15 protein-coding genes are annotated in these 19,469 nt (G+C 71.4%); all 15 read left to right on the top strand.

Features of this window, described 5'->3' with window-relative positions; genetic code table 11:
* The coding region (locus tag AXW62_RS09075) for a glutamate ligase domain-containing protein (RefSeq protein WP_289305995.1) at positions 1-613 on the top strand (613 nt) is incomplete at its 5' end.
* A 1-nt stretch (position 614) separates the two neighbouring features.
* Positions 615-968, top strand: coding sequence for a DUF4233 domain-containing protein (locus AXW62_RS09070; protein WP_030835633.1), 354 nt, complete (start codon positions 615-617; stop codon positions 966-968).
* A gap of 75 nt (positions 969-1,043) precedes the next feature.
* Positions 1,044-1,457: a nucleoside-diphosphate kinase gene (gene ndk, locus AXW62_RS09065; RefSeq protein ID WP_030835630.1), complete on the top strand. Its 414-nt coding sequence runs from the start codon at positions 1,044-1,046 to the stop codon at positions 1,455-1,457.
* Between the two features lie 322 nt (positions 1,458-1,779).
* Positions 1,780-2,799 (top strand): rod shape-determining protein, encoded by a 1,020-nt coding sequence (locus AXW62_RS09060; RefSeq protein WP_060944038.1) that lies wholly within the window; start codon positions 1,780-1,782, stop codon positions 2,797-2,799.
* 143 nt (positions 2,800-2,942) lie between these two features.
* Complete coding sequence (gene mreC, locus AXW62_RS09055; protein WP_060944034.1) at positions 2,943-3,884, top strand: rod shape-determining protein MreC; 942 nt, start codon at positions 2,943-2,945, stop codon at positions 3,882-3,884.
* A 6-nt stretch (positions 3,885-3,890) separates the two neighbouring features.
* A complete protein-coding gene (gene mreD, locus AXW62_RS09050) occupies positions 3,891-4,598 on the top strand; it encodes a rod shape-determining protein MreD (protein ID WP_037647067.1) in 708 nt (235 codons plus the stop codon).
* Between the two features lie 91 nt (positions 4,599-4,689).
* Positions 4,690-6,834, top strand: coding sequence for a penicillin-binding protein 2 (gene mrdA, locus AXW62_RS09045; protein WP_060944033.1), 2,145 nt, complete (start codon positions 4,690-4,692; stop codon positions 6,832-6,834).
* Entirely contained in the window at positions 6,831-8,033 is a 1,203-nt protein-coding gene (gene rodA / locus AXW62_RS09040; RefSeq protein WP_030835617.1) for a rod shape-determining protein RodA, read from the top strand. Before mrdA ends, rodA begins: the two co-directional genes overlap by 4 nt.
* Positions 8,034-8,093: 60 nt before the next feature.
* Positions 8,094-9,809 (top strand): CYTH and CHAD domain-containing protein, encoded by a 1,716-nt coding sequence (locus tag AXW62_RS09035; protein ID WP_060944032.1) that lies wholly within the window; start codon positions 8,094-8,096, stop codon positions 9,807-9,809.
* A 71-nt stretch (positions 9,810-9,880) separates the two neighbouring features.
* Positions 9,881-11,803, top strand: a complete 1,923-nt coding sequence (locus tag AXW62_RS09030; protein ID WP_060944031.1) for a TIGR03960 family B12-binding radical SAM protein — start codon at positions 9,881-9,883, stop codon at positions 11,801-11,803.
* 251 nt (positions 11,804-12,054) lie between these two features.
* Positions 12,055-12,831 (top strand): TIGR03936 family radical SAM-associated protein, encoded by a 777-nt coding sequence (locus AXW62_RS09025; protein ID WP_060944030.1) that lies wholly within the window; start codon positions 12,055-12,057, stop codon positions 12,829-12,831.
* A gap of 222 nt (positions 12,832-13,053) precedes the next feature.
* Positions 13,054-16,956, top strand: a complete 3,903-nt coding sequence (locus tag AXW62_RS09020) for an Rne/Rng family ribonuclease (protein WP_060944029.1) — start codon at positions 13,054-13,056, stop codon at positions 16,954-16,956.
* A 238-nt stretch (positions 16,957-17,194) separates the two neighbouring features.
* Positions 17,195-17,515, top strand: coding sequence for a 50S ribosomal protein L21 (gene rplU, locus AXW62_RS09015; RefSeq protein ID WP_030835607.1), 321 nt, complete (start codon positions 17,195-17,197; stop codon positions 17,513-17,515).
* Positions 17,516-17,529: 14 nt separating this feature from the next.
* Positions 17,530-17,787: a 50S ribosomal protein L27 gene (gene rpmA, locus AXW62_RS09010; RefSeq protein ID WP_030835604.1), complete on the top strand. Its 258-nt coding sequence runs from the start codon at positions 17,530-17,532 to the stop codon at positions 17,785-17,787.
* Between the two features lie 140 nt (positions 17,788-17,927).
* On the top strand, positions 17,928-19,361 hold the full coding sequence (gene obgE, locus AXW62_RS09005; protein ID WP_060944028.1) for a GTPase ObgE: 1,434 nt from the start codon (positions 17,928-17,930) through the stop codon (positions 19,359-19,361).
* Positions 19,362-19,469 lie beyond the last annotated feature (108 nt).

The following is a 19,469-nucleotide window of genomic DNA, read 5'->3' as shown; positions in this document are numbered from 1 at the left end:
CGACCCTGCGCGGACGTCGGGCGGGGAGTACCCCGAGGTCTTCCTCCCGCTGCACGGCGCCCACCAGGCGCACAACGCGGCGGTCGCGCTGGCGGCCGTCGAGGCGTTCTTCGGCATCGGCACCCAGCACGCCCGCACGCTCGACATCGACACGGTCCGCGCCGCGTTCGCCTCCGTGACCTCGCCCGGCCGGATGGAGGTCGTGCGCCGCAGCCCCACCGTGGTGCTGGACGCCGCGCACAACCCGGCGGGCGCCCGCGCCGCGGCCGAGGCGGTCACCGAGTCCTTCGGCTTCAGCCGGCTGGTCGGTGTGGTCGGCGCGAGCGACGACAAGGACGTGCGCGGTCTGCTGGAAGCCTTCGAGCCGATCTTCGCCGAGGTGGTGGTGACCCGCAATTCCAGCCATCGCGCGATGGACCCGGACGAGCTGGCCGCGGTCGCCGTCGAGGTTTTCGGCCCCGACCGGGTCCAGGTCGAGCCGCGGCTGGACGACGCCCTGGAGGAAGCCATCACCCTGGCAGAGGAAGAGGGTGAGTACGCCGGAGCGGGTGTTCTGGTGACCGGGTCGGTGATCACGGTCGGCGAGGCCCGGCTGCTTCTGGGAAAGGGCTGATATGCGAACGCTGTGCGCTTCCACCCTCATCGGTGAGTTCTTTGTGATCGGCTTCGCCGGGCTGGTGGCGATGAAGACGTCCGGGCTGTCGATGGGCACCGTCTGGACGGTCAGCGGGATCGCCATGGGGCTGTGTGTGCTGTTGTGCGGGCTGCTGAGCCGTCCGGGAGCGGTGCAGATCGGCTGGGCCCTGCAGATCGGCCTGGTGCTGAGCGGGTTCGTGGTGACCACGATGTTCTTCCTCGGGGCGGTCTTCGCCGGGCTGTGGTGGGCCTCGGTCCACTTCGGCCGCAAGGTCGACGAGGCCAAGGCGCGGTTCGCCGCGTCCTCCGCCACCTCACCTGACGCTGCGTAACGTGGCGGTCGTTCCCCCATGTAGCCTCTGCTCCACAGCCACACCCGCATGTCATTTCCCAAAGGAGCCCGCACCGTGAGCCAGCGCACGCTCGTCCTTCTCAAGCCCGACGCCGTCCGACGCGGTCTGGTGGGCGAGATTCTGGGACGGATCGAGAAGAAGGCGGGCTGGACCATCAGCGCCCTCGAGCTGCGTCGGCTGGACCGTGAGGTCCTGGAGCAGCACTACGCCGAGCACGTCGGCAAGCCGTTCTACGAGCCCCTGGTGGAGTTCATGGCCTCCGGTCCGGCGGTGGCGCTGGTCGTCGAGGGCGAGCGGGTGATCGAGGGCGTCCGGGCGCTGGCCGGGCCGACCGACCCGATCGCCGCGGCGCCGGGCTCCATCCGTGGCGATTTCGGCACCATCGTTCGGGAAAATCTGATCCACGCCTCGGACTCGGCGGAGTCCGCCGAACGGGAAATCAAGATTTTCTTTCCCGGGCTCGCCTGATCCCGATCCGATCGTTACTGATCGGCCATCAGTTTGATCATCAGTTTGCCACACCCCTGCTGACCTGGGGGCGGTCGAATTACGCGGCCGCCCCTCGGCATATGCGAGCCGATCGAGGGAACGCATCTGCGCGACACGACGTCACCATAAGAGGAGGCGGGGTCGTGTTCTGCTGACAATGGCGGAGGACCCCCGCAGCGTGTTCGAGCGGGCGTGACTACGATGAGAGCTTCCGCGCCTCGCAGCGCACACCCATCCTGCCGACCTCAAGCAAGCAATCGCTCCAGCAGGGAAGGCCTGACGTATCCTCATGGGGAACAACATGTCGTTCATCGGCCGTGACATGGCTGTCGACCTCGGGACCGCCAACACGCTGGTGTACGTCAGGGGCCGCGGGATCGTCCTCAACGAGCCATCCGTCGTCGCCATCAACACCAACACCGGCGGAATTCTCGCCGTGGGCGCCGAGGCGAAGAAGATGATCGGCCGCACCCCTGGCAACATCGTCGCTGTGCGTCCGCTCAAGGACGGCGTTATCGCCGACTTCGAGATCACCGAGCGGATGCTGCGCTACTTCATCCTGAAGATCCACAAGCGCCGCTATCTCGCCCGGCCCCGTGTGGTGGTCTGTGTGCCGTCCGGTATCACCGGAGTCGAGCGCCGCGCCGTCATCGAGGCGTCCACCCAGGCGGGCGCCCGCCAGGTGCACATCATCGAGGAGCCCATGGCCGCGGCCATCGGCTCCGGCCTTCCGGTCCACGAGGCCACCGGGAACATGGTCGTGGACATCGGCGGCGGCACCACCGAGGTCGCCGTCATCTCGCTGGGCGGCATCGTCACCGCCCAGTCCATCCGGGTCGCGGGCGATGAGCTGGACAACGCGATCATCCAGCACATCAAGAAGGAGTACAGCCTGCTGCTCGGCGAGCGCACCGCCGAGAACATCAAGATCACCATCGGCTCGGCGTTCGAGAGCGACCAGGAGGAGCACACCGAGATCCGCGGCCGTGACCTCGTCAGCGGGCTCCCCAAGACCGTCGTGATCTCCGCCGCCGAGGTCCGCAAGGCCATGGAGGAGCCGGTCAACTCGATCGTCGACGCGGTCAAGACCACCCTCGACAAGTGCCCTCCGGAGCTCTCCGGCGACGTCATGGACCGCGGCATCGTGCTCACCGGCGGCGGTGCGCTGCTGCGCGGCCTCGACGAGCGGCTGCGCCGCGAGACCGGGATGCCGATCCACATCGCCGAGGACCCGCTGGACTCCGTCGCGCTCGGATCCGGCAAGTGCGTGGAGGAGTTCGAGGCGCTCCAGCAGGTGCTGGACGCCCAGCCCCGCAGATGACAACCCGGCGGACCGGCCGTACGGGTGATTGGCCGCCCGTGCGGCGGAACGCTGATATACAGGCATAAGGCTCCCCAGGACCGGCCGGACACCACATCCCCGGCATCCGGTCCGACTTCAACGAGGAAGGCACGTCGCCGCACGTGAGGGACACACGAGAGAGCCGGCTGCTCCTGGTGCTGCTGGTCGCCATCGCGTTCGCGCTGATCACGGTGGACATCCGCGGCGGCGAGGACTCCCCCCTCGACGGCGCCCGGCAGGCCGCCGCTTCCGTCTTCGGGCCCGTGGAGGACAGCGTCGCCTCCGCTGTGGACCCGGTCGGCAACGCGGTCGCGGCCGTACGGGAATCCGGGGACCGGCACGACCGGGTCCGCCGGCTGGAGGAGGAGAACACCAAGCTCAAGCAGCGGCTCGGCAGCGACGACCGCAACCGCGCCCGCTCCGCCGAGATCGACAAGCTGCTCAAGACCGCCGGCGCCGGCCAATACGGCATCAAGGGCGCCCAGGTCATCGGCATCGGCGCCGCCCAGGGCTTCTCCTGGACCGTCACCATCGACATCGGCAGCGACGACGGCATCCGCCGCGACATGACCGTCATCAACGGCGACGGACTGGTCGGCCGGGTCACCACCGTGGGCCCCTCGACCGCGACCGTGCTGCTCGCCATCGACCCGGACTTCACCGTCGGCACCCGTATGGAGGGTTCGGGCGAACTCGGCTTCGCCACCGGGCGCGGCGACCGTTCGCTCCATGTGCAGCTGCTCAACGGCAAGGCCCGGATCAAGGAGGGCGACCGGATGGTCACCTTCGGCTCCCAGGCCGACAAGCCGTTCGTCCCCGGAGTCCCGGTCGGCAAGGTCGTCCGCGTCGACCCCACCGGGGGCGACCTCACCCGCACCCTCCAGGTGCGCCCGTATGTCGGGTTCAGCAAGCTGGACATCGTCGGGGTCGTCGTCCAGCCGCCGCGCGACAACCCGCGCGACACCGTGCTGCCGCCCAAGCCCGCGAAGCCCAAGCCGGCGCCCACGGTCACCGTCACGGCCACCCCCTCCGACAACGCCACGAGCCCGGCCAACAGGAGCTGACCGATGCTGCACCTCAACCGGATCGTCCTGTCGACCTGCCTGGTGGTCTTCGCGCTCGTCGTCCAGATCTGTGTGCTGGCCCGGCTCCAGCTGCCCGGTGCCGTTCCGGACCTGCTGCTGCTCGTCGTGCTCGGCCTCGCGCTGGTCTACGGCCACACCGGCGGCGCGCTCATCGGCTTCGGCGCGGGGCTGCTCGCCGACCTCGCCCCGCCCGCCGACCACGCCGCTGGCCGCTACGCCCTGGTGCTGTGCGTCATCGGCTATCTGGCCGGGCTCGCCAGGCCGGAGAGCGGCCGGCTGCGGTCGGCCACCGGGCCGATGCTGGTGGTCGTGGCGGCGGCCATCGGCGCCACGCTGCTGTACGCGGGGGTCGGCATCCTGGTCGGCGACGACGCGGCCCGTCAGGTGGGCCTGGGCAAGCTGCTGTTCACCGCGGCCCTCTACGACCTGCTGCTGGCGCCCTTCACAGTGCCGCTGATCATGGGACTGGCCAGACGGGGCGAGAACGATCCGATGGCCGACAGCGCGGGCGGCGGCGAGAGCCCGTCCCGCTGGATCAGCTCCGCGGGCGGTGTCGGCACCGGCCGGACCGGCCGGATGAGCCGGCTCAGGCGGCCGGGCCGGGCGGCCCGGATCGGCAGCCAGCGCGGCGGGCTGCTGGCCCGTGCGGGGAAGAACCGGACGGCACGCATCAAGGGGGTCAAGCGCCTGTGAGCAGCGCCCTGCCGCCGCCCGCCGCCGCCCCGCCGCCCGCCGCCCCGTCGTCCACCGTCCTCCCGTCGCCCACCGCCTTCAGGGGAGCGCCATGAGCAACATTCCCGAGACGGGTCGGACCACCCGGGTCACCGTCCGGCTCGTCGCCCTCCAGATCCTGGTCTTCTCGCTGCTGCTGACCCTCGGCGGGCGCCTGTGGTACCTCCAGATCCGCAACGGTGACGAGTACACGGCCGAGGCCGCCAACAACCACGTCCAGCAGGTCGTCCACCCCGCGGTGCGCGGCTCGATACTGGACGCCCGCGGTGTGCCGCTCGCCGACAACGAGACCCGGCTCGTGGTCTCCGCCAGCCGCACCGAGCTGATGAAGCTGCCGGACGACGGGAAGGCGGTCCTCACCCGTCTCGCCGGTGTCCTGGGCATGAAGCCCAAGGACGTGATGGACAAGGTCCGGCTGTGCGACGCCAAGACCCCGCAGCCCTGCTGGAACGGTTCCCCGTACCAGCCCATCCCGATCACCGACGAGGCCAGCGCCAAGCAGGCGCTCCAGATCCGCGAACGCGAAGAGGACTTCCCGGGCATCAGCGCCGAGCCCACCGCCGTGCGCCGCTACGCCGCGCCCGCCGGCTCCAACGCCGCCCAGGTGCTCGGCTATCTCTCCCCGGTCACCGATGAGCAGATAAAGGAGGCCGAGCACACCAAGTCGCCCCTGCTCCGCTCCGACCAGGTCGGCAGCAACGGCCTCGAGCGCCAGTACGACAGCCGGCTGCGCGGCAAGGCGGGGGTGACCCGCTACGAGGTGGACAACCTCGGCCGGGTCATCGGCCAGCGGGAGAGCCAGCGGGCCCGTCCCGGCGACAACGTCGTCACCAGCATCGACTCGCGCGTCCAGGCGGTCGCGGAGAAGGAGCTGGACCAGGCGATGAAGGAGGCCCGGACGCAGTTCGACAAGAACACCGGCACCAACTACAAGGCGGACTCCGGCGCGGTCGTGGTCATGGAGGCCAAGACCGGCCGGGTGGTGGCCATGGCGTCCAACCCGACGTACGACCCCAACGCCTGGGTCGGCGGCATCTCCGGCAAGGACTACAAGAAGCTCACCGGCAAGAACTCCAACTACCCGCTGCTGAACCGGGCGATCCAGGGCCAGGCGGCCCCCGGCTCGATCTTCAAGGTGGTGCCGACCACCGCCGCGGTCAACGCCGGCTACTCCTTCAACGGCCCCTACGCCTGCACCAGCTCGTTCAACATCGGCAGCCAGGTCTTCAAGAACTTCGAGTCCGAGAACTACGGCGGGATCAGCCTCGGCCGCGCGCTGGAGGTCTCCTGCGACACCGTCTTCTACCGCATCGCCTACGACGAGTGGAAGAAGGACGGCGGCAACAAGCCCAAGAAGCACCCGGACGACTGGTTCTACAAGACCGCCCACCAGTTCGGCCTCGGCAAGGAGACCGGGATCGACCTCCCCAACGAGGTCACCGGCCGGGTGCCGGACCGCCAGTGGAAGAAGGACTACTGGAAGGCCAACAAGGACGCCTGGTGCAAGAGCGGCAAGAAGGACGGGAACTACGGTCAGCGGATCGCCTACGAGAACTGCCTCGAGGGCATGAAGATGCGCGCCGGTGACTCCGTGAACTACTCCATCGGCCAGGGCGACACCCTCGTCACCCCGATCCAGATGGCCACCATCTACGCGGCGATCAGCAACGGCGGAACGCTCTACGACCCGACCCTCGGCAAGGCGATCGTCAGCCCCGACGGCAAGGACGTCCAGGAGATCAAGCCGACCTCGCACGGCAAGCTGCCGATGAGCAGGGCGCTGCGCGCGCAGGTCGACAGCGCGCTCGCAGGCGTCGCCACCCGGGGCACCGCCGCCTGGCGGTTCCAGGGCTGGCCGCAGGACAAGATCCCGATGCATGCCAAGACCGGTACCGCGGAGGTCTACGGCAAGCAGACCACCTCGTGGTTCGCGACGTACACCAAGGACTACTCGATCGTCATGACGATCTCCCAGGGCGGCACCGGCTCCGGTGCCTCCGGTCCCGCCGTGCGCAAGATCTACAACGCGCTGTACGGGGTCGACGCCAAGGGCAACATCGACCAGAAGAAGGCGCTGCTGCCCAAGCCGCAGGCCGGTCTGCCGAAGATCTCGTCGGACGGCTCCATCGAGGCCCAGCCCCTGGGCAAGCAGTTCGAGACGACCGCGCGGGAACGGCGGCGGGGGACCCATTCATGAGCGCGTCCACGCAACGCTACCCCGTCCGCCGCTTCTCCCCGGAGCGCGGCACCTGGAGCAAGCTGATGGCGCGCGACTCGATCGTCCGCCGCCTCGACTGGGTGCTGCTGCTCACCGCGCTGGTCCTGTCCGCGATCGGCGCGGTGCTCGTCTACTCCGCCACCCGCAACCGCACCGAGCTCAACCAGGGCGATCCGTACTACTTCCTGGTCCGGCACGCCCTGAACACCGGGATCGGGCTGATGCTCGCCATCGGCACCATCTGGCTGGGCCATCGCACCCTGCGCGGCGCGGTCCCGGTGCTCTACGGACTGTCCATCGTCCTCGTCCTCGCCGTGCTCACCCCGCTGGGCTCGACGATCAACGGCGCGCACGCATGGATCGTGATCGGCGGCGGCTTCTCCCTGCAACCCGGTGAGTTCGCCAAGATCACCATCATTCTGGGCATGGCGATGCTGCTGGCGGCACGCGTGGACGCCGGTGACCGGCTCCATCCCGACCACCGCACCGTCGTCCAGGCGCTCGGCCTGGCCGCACTGCCCATCGCGATCGTGCTGCTGATGCCGGACCTCGGCTCGGTGATGGTCATGGCGGTGATCGTGCTCGCGGTACTGCTCGCCTCCGGCGCCTCCAACCGCTGGATCGCGGGGCTGATCCTCACGGCCGTGGTCGGCGCGGTGCTCATCTGGCAGCTGCACATCCTCGACCAGTACCAGATCGACCGCTTCGCCGCCTTCGCCAACCCCGCGCTCGACCCGGCCGGGGTCGGCTACAACACCAACCAGGCGCGGATCGCGATCGGCTCGGGCGGCCTCACCGGCAAGGGGCTCTTCCACGGCACCCAGACCACCGGTCAGTTCGTCCCCGAGCAGCAGACCGACTTCGTCTTCACCGTCGCGGGGGAGGAGCTCGGCTTCCTCGGCGCCGGGCTGATCATCGTGCTGCTGGGGGTCGTGCTGTGGCGCGCCTGCCGGATCGCCCGTGACACCACGGAGCTGTACGGGACCGTCGTGGCGGCCGGGATCATCGCCTGGTTCGCCTTCCAGGCGTTCGAGAACATCGGGATGACGCTGGGCATCATGCCGGTGGCCGGTCTGCCGCTGCCGTTCGTCTCCTACGGCGGATCTTCGATGTTCGCCGTATGGATCGCGATCGGGCTGCTCCAGTCCATCCGGGTACAGAGGCCCGTGTCGGCCTGATCCGTCCGGGACTCCCGCTCGTACTCCCGCTCGCAGGGCCCGGGGGATTACATTCGCGTCATGGTGGACGTGACGCGGGAGATCGAGCGCAAGTACGAAGCCACCGACGGCGGCGGCCTGCCGGACCTGGCCGGGGTCGCCGGGGTCGCGGGCGTGACGGACCAGGGCGTCGTCACGCTCGACGCCACCTACTACGACACCCCCGGCCGGCGGCTCGCGGCCGATGGCATCACGCTGCGCCGGCGCACCGGCGGCGACGAGGGATGGCACCTCAAGCTGCCGGTGGGCCCGGACGCGCGGGACGAGATCCGGGCCCCGCTCTCGGACGCGCTGCCCGCCGGGCTCGCCGGGCTCGTCCGCTCCCGTACGCGCGGCGCCGAACTCTCGCCGCTCGTCCGCCTGCTGTCCGAGCGGACCGTGCGGCGCCTCGTGGACGCCGACGGGGCGCTGCTCGCCGTGCTGTCCGCCGACCGGGTCACGGCGCGACGGCTCGCGCCGGAGCCCGGGGAGCCGGTGCGCTGGACCGAGGTCGAGGTGGAGCTGGCGCCGGGCGGCGACCCGGCGCTGCTGGACGCGCTGGAGCCGCGTCTGACGGACGCGGGGCTGCGGCGGTCGGCCACACCCTCCAAGCTGGCCAGGGCGCTGGCGGAGACCGATCCGGACCGGCGGGGCGAGGGGGCCACCGGGGCGGAGCAGGCGACGGGGGCGGGGAAGCCCACGGAGCCGGAGAAGCCCGCGAAGGCGGGGAAGGCAGGGAAGGCGGCGAAGACGGGGAAGGCCGCGAAGAACGGGAAGCCCGCGAAGGCGGGGAAGGCAGGGAAGACGGGGAAGGCGGCGAAGGCGGGGCGGGACAAGCAGGGCAAGCGGGACAAGCGGGACAAGCCCAAGAAGGCCACGGCCGGCGACATCGTCCTGGACTACGCGCGCCGTCAGGTCGCCGAGATCGTCGCGCTCGACCCCGCCGTACGCCTGGAGACCCCCGACTCGGTCCACCGGATGCGCGTCGCCACCCGCCGGCTGCGCAGCGCCTTCCGCTCGTACCGCGAGGTCCTGGACCGGGCCGTCACCGACCCCGTCGGCGACGAGCTGAAATGGCTGGCCGCCGAGCTCGGCGTCGACCGGGACCACGAAGTGCTCACCGCGCGCCTGGGCGAGCGGCTCGGCGAGGTGCCCGTCGAGCTGCGGCTCGGCCCCGTCGCCGCCCGGCTGCGGATCTGGTCGCAGGCGCGCCGGGGCGGTTCGCGCGACCGGGTCCTCGGCGTGCTGGACGGTGAGCGCTATCTCGCGCTCCTGAACGCCCTCGACGCGCTGGTGGCCGGTCCGCCGCTGCGCCCCGCCGCCGCCCGGCCGTGGGCCGAGGTGATCCCCAGGGCCGTCCTGCGCGACCACGACCGGCTCTCCGGGCGCGTCGAGGCCGCCCTGGCCACACCCGCCGGGCCCGACCGCGACGCCCTTCTCCATGAGGCCCGTAAGGACGCCAAGCGCGCCCGTTACGCGGCCGAGGTCGCCCGCCCGGCGGTCGGCGAGCCCGCCAAGGCGTTCGCCGGGCTGATGGCCCGGGTGCAGGATCTGCTCGGCGACCACCAGGACAGCGTGGTCGCCCGGAAGGCGCTGCGCGAGCTGGCCGTCCAGGCGCACGGGGCGGGCGAGAGCGCCTTCACCTTCGGGCTGCTCCTCGGGCGCGAGGAGGCGCGGGCCGCCGCCCGCGAGCGTGAGCTGCCCGGTCTGTGGGCCGAGGTCTCCCGCGAGGAGCACCGGGCGGCCCTGGGGGCCTGAAGCGTGGCGAAGGAGCTCCGGCGGGGCGGGTACGCTTGAGGGTCACCCCTGTCAGCTCACGAAAGTCCGCGATGTCTGTCGAGTCGGTCTTCCCACAGCTCGAGGCCCTGCTGCCGCATGTGCAGAAGCCCATCCAGTACGTAGGCGGTGAGCTCAATTCCACCGTCAAGGAGTGGGACTCCTGCGACGTCCGCTGGGCGCTGATGTACCCGGACGCCTATGAGGTGGGCCTGCCCAACCAGGGCGTCATGATTCTTTACGAGGTCCTCAACGAGCGCGAGGGCGTGCTCGCCGAGCGCACCTACAGCGTGTGGCCGGACCTCGAGGAGCTGATGCGCGAGCACAAGGTGCCGCAGTTCACCGTGGATTCGCACCGCCCGGTGTCGGCGTTCGACGTCTTCGGCGTCTCCTTCTCGACCGAGCTGGGGTACACCAACCTCCTCACCGCGCTCGACCTCGCCGGCATTCCCCTGGACGCCGTGGACCGCACCGAGGACCACCCCGTCGTGGTCGCGGGCGGCCATGCCGCGTTCAACCCGGAGCCGATCGCGGACTTCATCGACTGCGCGGTGATCGGCGACGGCGAGCAGGCCGTGCTCGACATGACCGAGATCGTCCGCGCCTGGAAGGCCGAGGGCCGTCCGGGCGGCCGCGACGAACTGCTCTTCCGTCTCGCCCGCACCGGCGGCGTCTACGTCCCGAAGTTCTACGACGTGGAGTACCTGGCCGACGGGCGGATCTCACGTGTCGTGCCGAACCGCTCGGGTGTGCCGTGGCGGGTGTCCAAGCACACCGTCATGGACCTCGACGAGTGGCCGTACCCGAAGCAGCCGCTGGTGCCGCTGGCCGAGACCGTCCATGAGCGGATGTCGGTGGAGATCTTCCGCGGCTGCACCCGCGGCTGCCGCTTCTGCCAGGCGGGCATGATCACTCGCCCCGTGCGCGAGCGGTCGATCACCGGTATCGGCGAGATGGTCGACAAGGGGCTGAAGGCCACCGGCTTCGAGGAGGTCGGGCTGCTGTCGCTGTCCTCCGCCGACCACACCGAGATCGGCGACATCGCCAAGGGCCTCGCCGACCGGTACGAGGAGGACAAGATCGGCCTGTCCCTCCCCTCCACCCGGGTGGACGCCTTCAACATCGACCTCGCCAATGAGCTGACCCGCAACGGGCGCCGCTCCGGCCTCACCTTCGCCCCCGAGGGCGGCAGTGAGCGCATCCGTAAGGTCATCAACAAGATGGTCTCGGAAGAGGACCTCATCCGTACGGTGGCCACCGCCTACGGCAACGGCTGGCGGCAGGTGAAGCTGTACTTCATGTGCGGTCTGCCCACCGAGACCGACGACGATGTGCTCCAGATCGCCGACATGGCGACCAAGGTCATCGCCAAGGGCCGCGAGGTGTCCGGCAAGAACGACATCCGCTGCACCGTCTCGATCGGCGGTTTCGTCCCCAAGCCGCACACCCCCTTCCAGTGGGCGCCGCAGCTGAGCGCCGAGGAGACCGACGCCCGGCTGGAGAAACTGCGCGACAAGATCCGCGGCGACAAGAAGTACGGCCGCTCCATCGGCTTCCGCTACCACGACGGCAAGCCCGGCATCGTCGAGGGGCTGCTCTCGCGCGGTGACCGCCGGGTGGGCGCGGTCATCCGCGCCGTCTACGAGGACGGCGGCCGCTTCGACGGCTGGCGGGAGCACTTCTCGTACGACCGGTGGATGGAGTGCGCCGAGCGGACCCTGCCCGCGTTCGGCCTCGACGTGGACTGGTACACCACCCGCGAGCGCACCTACGAGGAGGTTCTGCCCTGGGACCACCTCGACTCGGGCCTCGACAAGGACTGGCTGTGGGAGGACTGGCAGGACTCCCTGGACGAGACCGAGGTCGAGGACTGCCGCTGGACCCCCTGCTTCGACTGCGGCGTCTGCCCGCAGATGCAGACCGAGATCCAGATCGGCCCCACCGGCCGGAAGCTGCTTCCGCTGTCGGTGAAGTAGCGGGTCACCGCGCCGGTGCGGTGGCCGCCCGCCCTGCCGGTGCGGTGGCCGCCCGCCCGCCGGGTCGGTGAGGCAGCTGTCCAGCGGGCCGGTGAGGCGGTTGTCCACCGGCTCTCCGCTCACCGGGCCGCCCACAAAGTAGGCTGGGAGGAACCGGGGTCCCAGCGGCCCTGGTGTTCGACCGCAAGGAAGTACAAGGAGACAGTCCCCTGGGCAAGCGACAGCCCGAAGGCCCGCCGCCCGCTCCCGCGGTGCAGCGCATCCGTTTGCGTTACACCAAGCGCGGCCGCCTCCGGTTCACCAGCCACCGCGACTTCCAGCGCGCCTTCGAGCGGGCGCTGCGCCGCGCCGAGGTGCCGGTGGCCTACTCGGCGGGCTTCACCCCGCACCCCAAGGTGTCGTACGCCAATGCCGCACCCACCGGCACCGGCAGCGAGGCGGAGTACCTGGAGATCCAGCTGACCGAGGCGCGTGACCCCGAGACGCTGCGTGTGCTCCTCGACGCGTCGCTCCCCGCGGGGCTCGACATCACCGACGCCGTCGAGGCCCGCACCCCGGGGCTCGCCGACCGGCTCCAGGCGTCCGTCTGGGAGATCCGGCTCGACCAGGTATCCCCCGAGGAGGCCGGGCGAGCCGTCGCCGCCTTCCTCGAAGCCGACACGGTCGAGGTGGAGCGGCGGACGAAAAACGGGTTGCGAACCTTCGACGCCCGTGCCGCGGTGGCCCGGCTGGAGGCTTTTCCGCTTCGGGCCGATAGGCCCGGAGACACTGGCTGTGCGATACTGCGGCTGGTGGTACGGCATCTGACACCTGCCGTGCGACCCGACGACGTCCTGTCCGGTCTCCGCGCTACGGCCGACCTGGCGCCGCCGGTCCCCGCAGCGGTGACCAGGCTGGCGCAGGGGCTGCTCGATGAGGAGTCCGGCACGGTGACCGACCCGCTCGCGCCCGATCGCGAGGCAGTTCAGGCCGCCCCATCCACGGCCGCCGAGCTGACCGCCGCGATGGCGCCGGAAGGTTCCGCGTAGGGCCGCCGTCGATGCGCCGCCGATGCACTTGGGAGCCACCCGGGTCCGGCTGGCGCACTGACCAGGAGACTTTCGCCGGTCCCGACACACTCGGTCCCGGCGAGCGAGACGACAGCTCCCGTGCGGCGACCGCGCCCCGGACGGCGGCACACGCGCACAGTGCGCGAGTGGCCGGCCGGAAGCAGGCGCGGCGCCCGGGAGCGTGACGGGAGAAACGCCCGCATGCTCGAACCAATTGAGCCGACCGAACCTGTCCAGCCCCTCGGGCCGTCCGTGCCGCGTGCCACGGCGCCAGGGGATCCCATCGAGAGCACGCCCAGCGACACCCTGCCGCCGCGCCGCCGCCGTGCGGCCTCCCGCCCGGCCGGCCCGCCGGCCGGCGCGGTGAGCGACGCCGAGGTCACCACGCCCTCCGTACCGGCCATACCGGCTGATCAGATCGGTTCCGCCGGTGCCCCGGAGGCCGCTTCCGAGCCTGTCGCCACCGGTGCCGCCGTGGCCGGCGCGAGTGGATCCGCGTCCGGCGCCGACACCGAACCGGCCGCTCCGCCCGCCCGTCCGCGGCGCCGCGCGACGCGCAAGGCGGCGGCTCCGGCGGGTTCACCGGAGGCGGCGGAGACCGTGGTGCCGGCCGATGCCGGCCGTGGCGCCGAGGAGACCGAGGCCGCCGCCGAGCCCCCCGTGGCGGAGGTGACCCCCGAGGCCGCTCCGCCCGCTCGTACGCGTCGTCGTGCGACCCGTAAGGCGACCGCTCCGGCTTCTCCGTCCGTGGAGGCGGAGGAGCCGGTGGAGGCGGAGGAGTCCGTGGCTGCCGCGGAGGCCGAGGCGGAGGCGGAGACCGCGCCCGCCGCGCCCGCTCGTACCCGCCGCCGTGCCACCCGTAAGGCCACCGCCCCCGCCGGAGCGCCCGCGGAGGCCGAGGCCGCCGAGGGCAGGGCCGCCGAGCAGCGGAGCGAGAGCGCCGAGGAGCCCGCCGGTACGGAGGCCGAGGAGGCGCCACGCGCCCGCACCCGCCGCCGTGCCACCCGTGCCACCGTCCCGGCCACGCCCGCCGCCGAGGAGCCCGCCGCCGCTCCGCAGCCGCGGGCCGCCGAGGCCCCGGCCACCGAGCCTGAGACCGAGCCCGCGCCCCGTTCGCGGCGTCGGGCGGTCCGCCCGCCGACGGCCGTGTTCCAGGCGCCGGTCTTCACCGAGCCGGTCTTCCAGACGCCGGAGAGCGCCGCCGCCGAGGCCGCCGCCGCGCTGGAGGAGGCCGAGGAGGAGGAAGACCAGGACCAGCCGAACCAGCCGACGGCCGAGGCCGTCGAGCCGGAGGCGCCCACCGGCCGCCGTCGGCGCCGCCGCCGTGGCGGTGAGCCCGTCGAGGAGCACCCGGAGGCCGAGGAGACCGCGGCCGAGGCCGAGTCCGGCCAGCCCGAGTCCGGCCAGCCCGAGGGCGAGCACGGCGAGGAGGAGTCGGGCGACCGTCCGGCCCGCCGCCGTCGCCGTGGCGGACGGCGCCGCCGCCGGGGCGAGACCGCCGAGACCGAGGGTGCCGAGGGGCGCCCCGAGGGCGAGGGCGACGAGCGGTACGAGGACGAGCCGGCCGCCGAGGGCGAGAGCCCCGAGGAGCAGGACGAGGGCCGGGAAGAGGCGGGCGCCGAGGCCGGTGAGCCCGGCGGCTCCTCCAGCACCAGCAGCCGTCGCCGTCGTCGCCGCCGCCGTCGCACCGGCGAGGCCGTCGACACGGAGGCGGGCGGCGACGACCCGGAGCGCACGGTCGTCAAGGTCCGCGAGCCGCGGGAGCGGCGCGGCAAGGAGACCGAGTCCAGCGCCGACGAGGTGCAGTCGATCAAGGGCTCGACGCGTCTGGAGGCCAAGAAGCAGCGCCGCCGCGAGGGCCGTGAGCAGGGCCGCCGCCGCGTTCCGATCATCACCGAGGCCGAGTTCCTGGCCCGCCGCGAGGCGGTCGAGCGGGTCATGGTCGTCCGGCAGAACGGCGACCGCACCCAGATCGGAGTGCTGGAGGACAACGTCCTCGTCGAGCACTTCGTCAACAAGGAGCAGGCCACCAGCTACGTCGGCAACGTCTACCTGGGCAAGGTCCAGAACGTGCTGCCGTCGATGGAGGCCGCCTTCGTCGACATCGGCAAGGGCCGCAACGCCGTGCTGTACGCGGGCGAGGTGAACTTCGAGGCGCTGGGGCTCGCGGGCGGCCCGCGCCGCATCGAGACCGCCCTGAAGTCCGGCCAGTCCGTCCTGGTGCAGGTCACCAAGGACCCGATCGGCCACAAGGGCGCCCGGCTGACCAGCCAGGTCTCCCTGCCGGGCCGCTATCTGGTCTATGTGCCCGAGGGCTCGATGACCGGTATCAGCCGCAAGCTGCCCGACACCGAACGGGCGCGGCTGAAGCAGATCCTCAAGAAGATCGTCCCCGAGGACGCGGGCGTGATCGTCCGCACCGCCGCCGAGGGTGCGAGCGAGGAGGAGCTGTCCCGCGACGTCGCCCGGCTGCAGGAGCAGTGGGAGGAGATCCAGAAGAAGGCGAAGAGCGGCGGCGCCCCGTCCCTGCTCTACGGCGAGCCCGACATGACCGTCCGGGTCGTCCGCGACATCTTCAACGAGGACTTCTCCAAGGTCATCGTCAGCGGTGACGACGCCTGGGACACCATCCACGGCTATGTCTCGCACGTGGCGCCCGACCTCGTGGACCGGCTCCAGAAGTGGACCTCGGACGTCGACGTCTTCGCCACCTACCGGATCGACGAGCAGCTGATGAAGGCACTGGACCGCAAGGTCTGGCTGCCCAGCGGCGGCTCGCTGGTGATCGACCGGACCGAGGCGATGGTCGTCATCGACGTCAACACCGGCAAGTTCACCGGCCAGGGCGGCAACCTGGAGGAGACGGTCACCAGGAACAACCTGGAGGCGGCCGAGGAGATCGTGCGCCAGCTGCGGCTGCGCGACCTCGGCGGCATCATCGTGATCGACTTCATCGACATGGTCCTGGAGTCGAACCGCGATCTGGTGCTGCGCCGGCTGCTGGAGTGCCTGGGCCGGGACCGTACCAAGCACCAGGTGGCGGAGGTCACCTCGCTCGGCCTGGTCCAGATGACCCGTAAGCGGGTCGGCCAGGGGCTGCTGGAGTCCTTCTCCGAGTCCTGTGTGCACTGCAACGGCCGTGGTGTGATCGTCCACATGGACCAGCCGTCGGCCGCCGGCGGCGGTGGCGGCAAGCGCAGGAAGAAGAAGTCCGCGGCCGTGGCCGGTCAGCAGCCGGCCGAGCAGGAGCAGGCCGCCGTGGCCGAGCCGGAGGACGTCACCGAGGCGGCGGCCGAGATCGCGGCGGAGGCCACGCAGCCCAAGCCGCTGCCCGAGCCGGTCTTCGCGGCCGACGAGGAGCTGTACAGCAGCGCCGCGGAGGCCGAGGCCGCCGCGACGCGTGGGCGTACGCGCCGCCGTGCCACCCGTAAGGTGACCGCCCCGGCGGGCGCCCCGAAGGCCGCCAGGCAGCCGGAGGGCGTGGTGGTCGTGGTGGCCGACGAACCGAAGGAGGCGCCCAAGGCGGAGCCCGAGCCGGAGGCGGCTGCCGAGGCCCCCGCCCCCGCGCCCGTCGAGGAGCCGCAGGCCGCGGCCCCGCTAGAGGCCGTTCCCGCGCCGCGTACGCGCCGCCGTGCGACCCGTAAGGTGACCGCCCCCGCGGGCTCGCCCACGGGCTCGGAGGAGGCGGCCGTGGTGGTCGTGAGCGCGCCCGCGGCGGAGCCGAAGCCGGAACCGGAGGCGGTGTCGGAGCCGAAGCCGGAACCGGTGTCGGAGTCGAAGCCGGAGGCGGCGCCCGAGCCCGAGGCGGCGCCCGAGGGCGCGTCCGCCGAGGACGTGCCCGCTGCCGAGGCGGCACCCGCCGAGGGCGAGGCCGAGGCACCGGCGAAGAAGACCGCCCGTAAGGCCGCCAAGAAGGCCCCCGCCAAGGCCTCCGCGAAGAAGACGGCGGCGAAGAAGACGGCCGCGAAGAAGACGGCGGCGAAGAAGACGGCCGCGAAGAAGACCGCGGCGAAGAAGACGACCGCCAAGAAGGCGGCGGCCAAGAAGACCGCGGCGGCGGAGCAGCAGTCTCCGCAGTCGGTGTCGGCCGCCGCCGACGACTGACGGCATCCGGTGCCCGAGGGGCGCCCGCGTACCCGCGCGGGCGCCCCTCGGGGCTCTGGTAGCCTTGACCCTCGGCGTCTGTACGCCAAACCCCTGAGCACATCCCTTCCGCTCCGCCGGAAGAGGCCGTTCGGCCGACGGTGAATCGCATGATCACTCGGTTGTCACGACCCCTGTGGGCCGTGTCGGGCGGCTGGCATCAGAGGTCCCCGATTTCTAGCGAGAGAGTGAGAACCGCGTGTACGCAATCGTGCGCACCGGCGGCCGCCAGCAGAAGGTGGCCGTGGGCGATGTCATCGAGGTCGACCGTCTGGCCACCAGCAAGGTCGGCGACACCGTCGAGCTCTCGACTCTGCTCGTTGTCGACGGCGACGCCGTCACCAGCGACCCGTGGGTGCTGGCCGGTGTGAAGGTTCACGCCGAGGTCGTTGACCACCACAAGGGTGCCAAGATCGACATCCTGAAGTACAAGAACAAGACCGGTTACCGCAAGCGGCTCGGCCACCGTCAGCTGCACACCGCGCTGAAGATCACCGGCATCGACTCGGCTGCGAAGTAAGGGACTGAGGAGACATGGCACACAAGAAGGGCGCATCGTCCACTCGGAACGGTCGCGACTCCAACGCCCAGCGGCTCGGCGTCAAGCGCTTCGGCGGCCAGACCGTCAACGCGGGCGAGATTCTGGTCCGTCAGCGCGGCACGCACTTCCACCCGGGCGCGGGCGTCGGCCGTGGCGGCGATGACACGCTGTTCGCGCTGGCCGCCGGTGCGGTGCAGTTCGGCACCCGCCGTGGCCGCAAGGTCGTGAACATCGTCCCGGTCGCTGAGTAATCAGCCCGGAGCGACATCGCACAGCCTTTCCGAGGGCGGACCGCTCTTCCCGTGAGGGGAAGCGGGTCCGCCCTCGGCGCGTTATGAGCGTGAGGCACGTAACCACACACCCAATCCGTACGTAACTGGAGGCACCCGTCATGACCACCTTCGTGGACCGCGTCGAACTGCACGTCGCCGCGGGTAACGGAGGCCACGGCTGCGCCTCCGTGCACCGCGAGAAGTTCAAGCCGCTCGGGGGGCCGGACGGCGGCAACGGCGGCCGTGGCGGCGATGTGATCCTGGTCGTGGACCAGTCCGTCACCACCTTGCTCGACTACCACCACAGCCCCCACCGCAAGGCCACCAACGGCAAGCCCGGCGAGGGCGGCAACCGCTCCGGCAAGGACGGCACCGATCTGATCCTGCCGGTCCCGGACGGCACCGTCGTCCTCGACAAACGGGGCAACGTCCTGGCCGACCTGATCGGGCAGGGCACCACCTACATCGCCGCCCAGGGCGGTCGCGGCGGCCTCGGCAACGCGGCGCTCGCCTCGCCCCGCCGCAAGGCCCCCGGGTTCGCGCTGCTGGGCGAGCCGGGCCACTCCGGCGACGTCGTCCTCGAGCTGAAGACCGTCGCGGACGTGGCCCTCGTGGGCTACCCGAGCGCCGGCAAGTCGTCGCTGATCTCGGTGCTCTCGGCGGCCAAGCCGAAGATCGCCGACTATCCGTTCACCACGCTGGTGCCCAACCTCGGTGTGGTCACGGCCGGTTCCACCGTCTACACCATCGCCGACGTCCCCGGTCTGATCCCCGGCGCCAGCCAGGGCAAGGGCCTGGGCCTGGAGTTCCTGCGCCATGTCGAGCGCTGCTCGGTGCTGGTGCACGTGCTGGACACGGCGGCCCTGGAGTCCGAGCGCGACCCGCTGACCGACCTCGATGTCATCGAGGCCGAACTGGCCCAGTACGGCGGTCTGGACGACCGGCCGCGCGTCGTCGTGCTCAACAAGGTCGACATCCCCGACGGCCAGGACCTCGCCGACATCATCCGGCCCGATCTGGAGGCCCGCGGCTACCAGGTCTTCGAGGTCTCGGCGGTGGCCCATCTCGGCCTCAAGGAGCTGTCCTTCGCCCTGGCGAAGATCGTCGCGCAGGCGCGGGCGGCCAAGCCGAAGGAGGAGGCGACCCGGATCGTCATCCGGCCGAAGGCCGTGGACGACGCGGGCTTCACGGTCGTCGCCGAGGAGGGCTTCTACCGCGTGCTGGGCGAGAAGCCCGAACGCTGGGTCCGCCAGACCGACTTCGCCAACGACGAGGCCGTCGGCTACCTCGCCGACCGCCTGGCCCGCCTCGGCGTCGAGGAGGAGCTGGTGAAGGCGGGGGCCCGCTCGGGCGACGAGGTCGTCATCGGCCCCGAGGACGACGCGGTCGTCTTCGACTGGGAGCCGAGCATCGCGACCGGGGCGGAGATGCTGGGCCGCCGTGGCGAGGACCACCGCTTCGACGCCCCGCGCCCGGCCGCCCAGCGGCGACGCGACCGGGACGCCGAGCGGGACGAGGCGCAGCAGGAGTACGACGCCTTCAAGCCGTTCTGAGTGGCTGAACCGGTCTCGGTCCCGGAGCCGTTCCGAGGACCGATCCGTTCTGAGGACGGAGCCGTTCTGAGGAGGCGTTTCGCGGCCCCCGCCCGGCCCAGCGGGGCG

The sequence above is a fragment of the Streptomyces hygroscopicus subsp. hygroscopicus genome, assembly GCF_001553455.1.
Classification (GTDB): Bacteria; Actinomycetota; Actinomycetes; order Streptomycetales; family Streptomycetaceae; genus Streptomyces; species Streptomyces hygroscopicus.
Note: the sequence above shows the minus strand (reverse complement) of the source record. Positions and strands in the feature narration are given on the sequence as shown.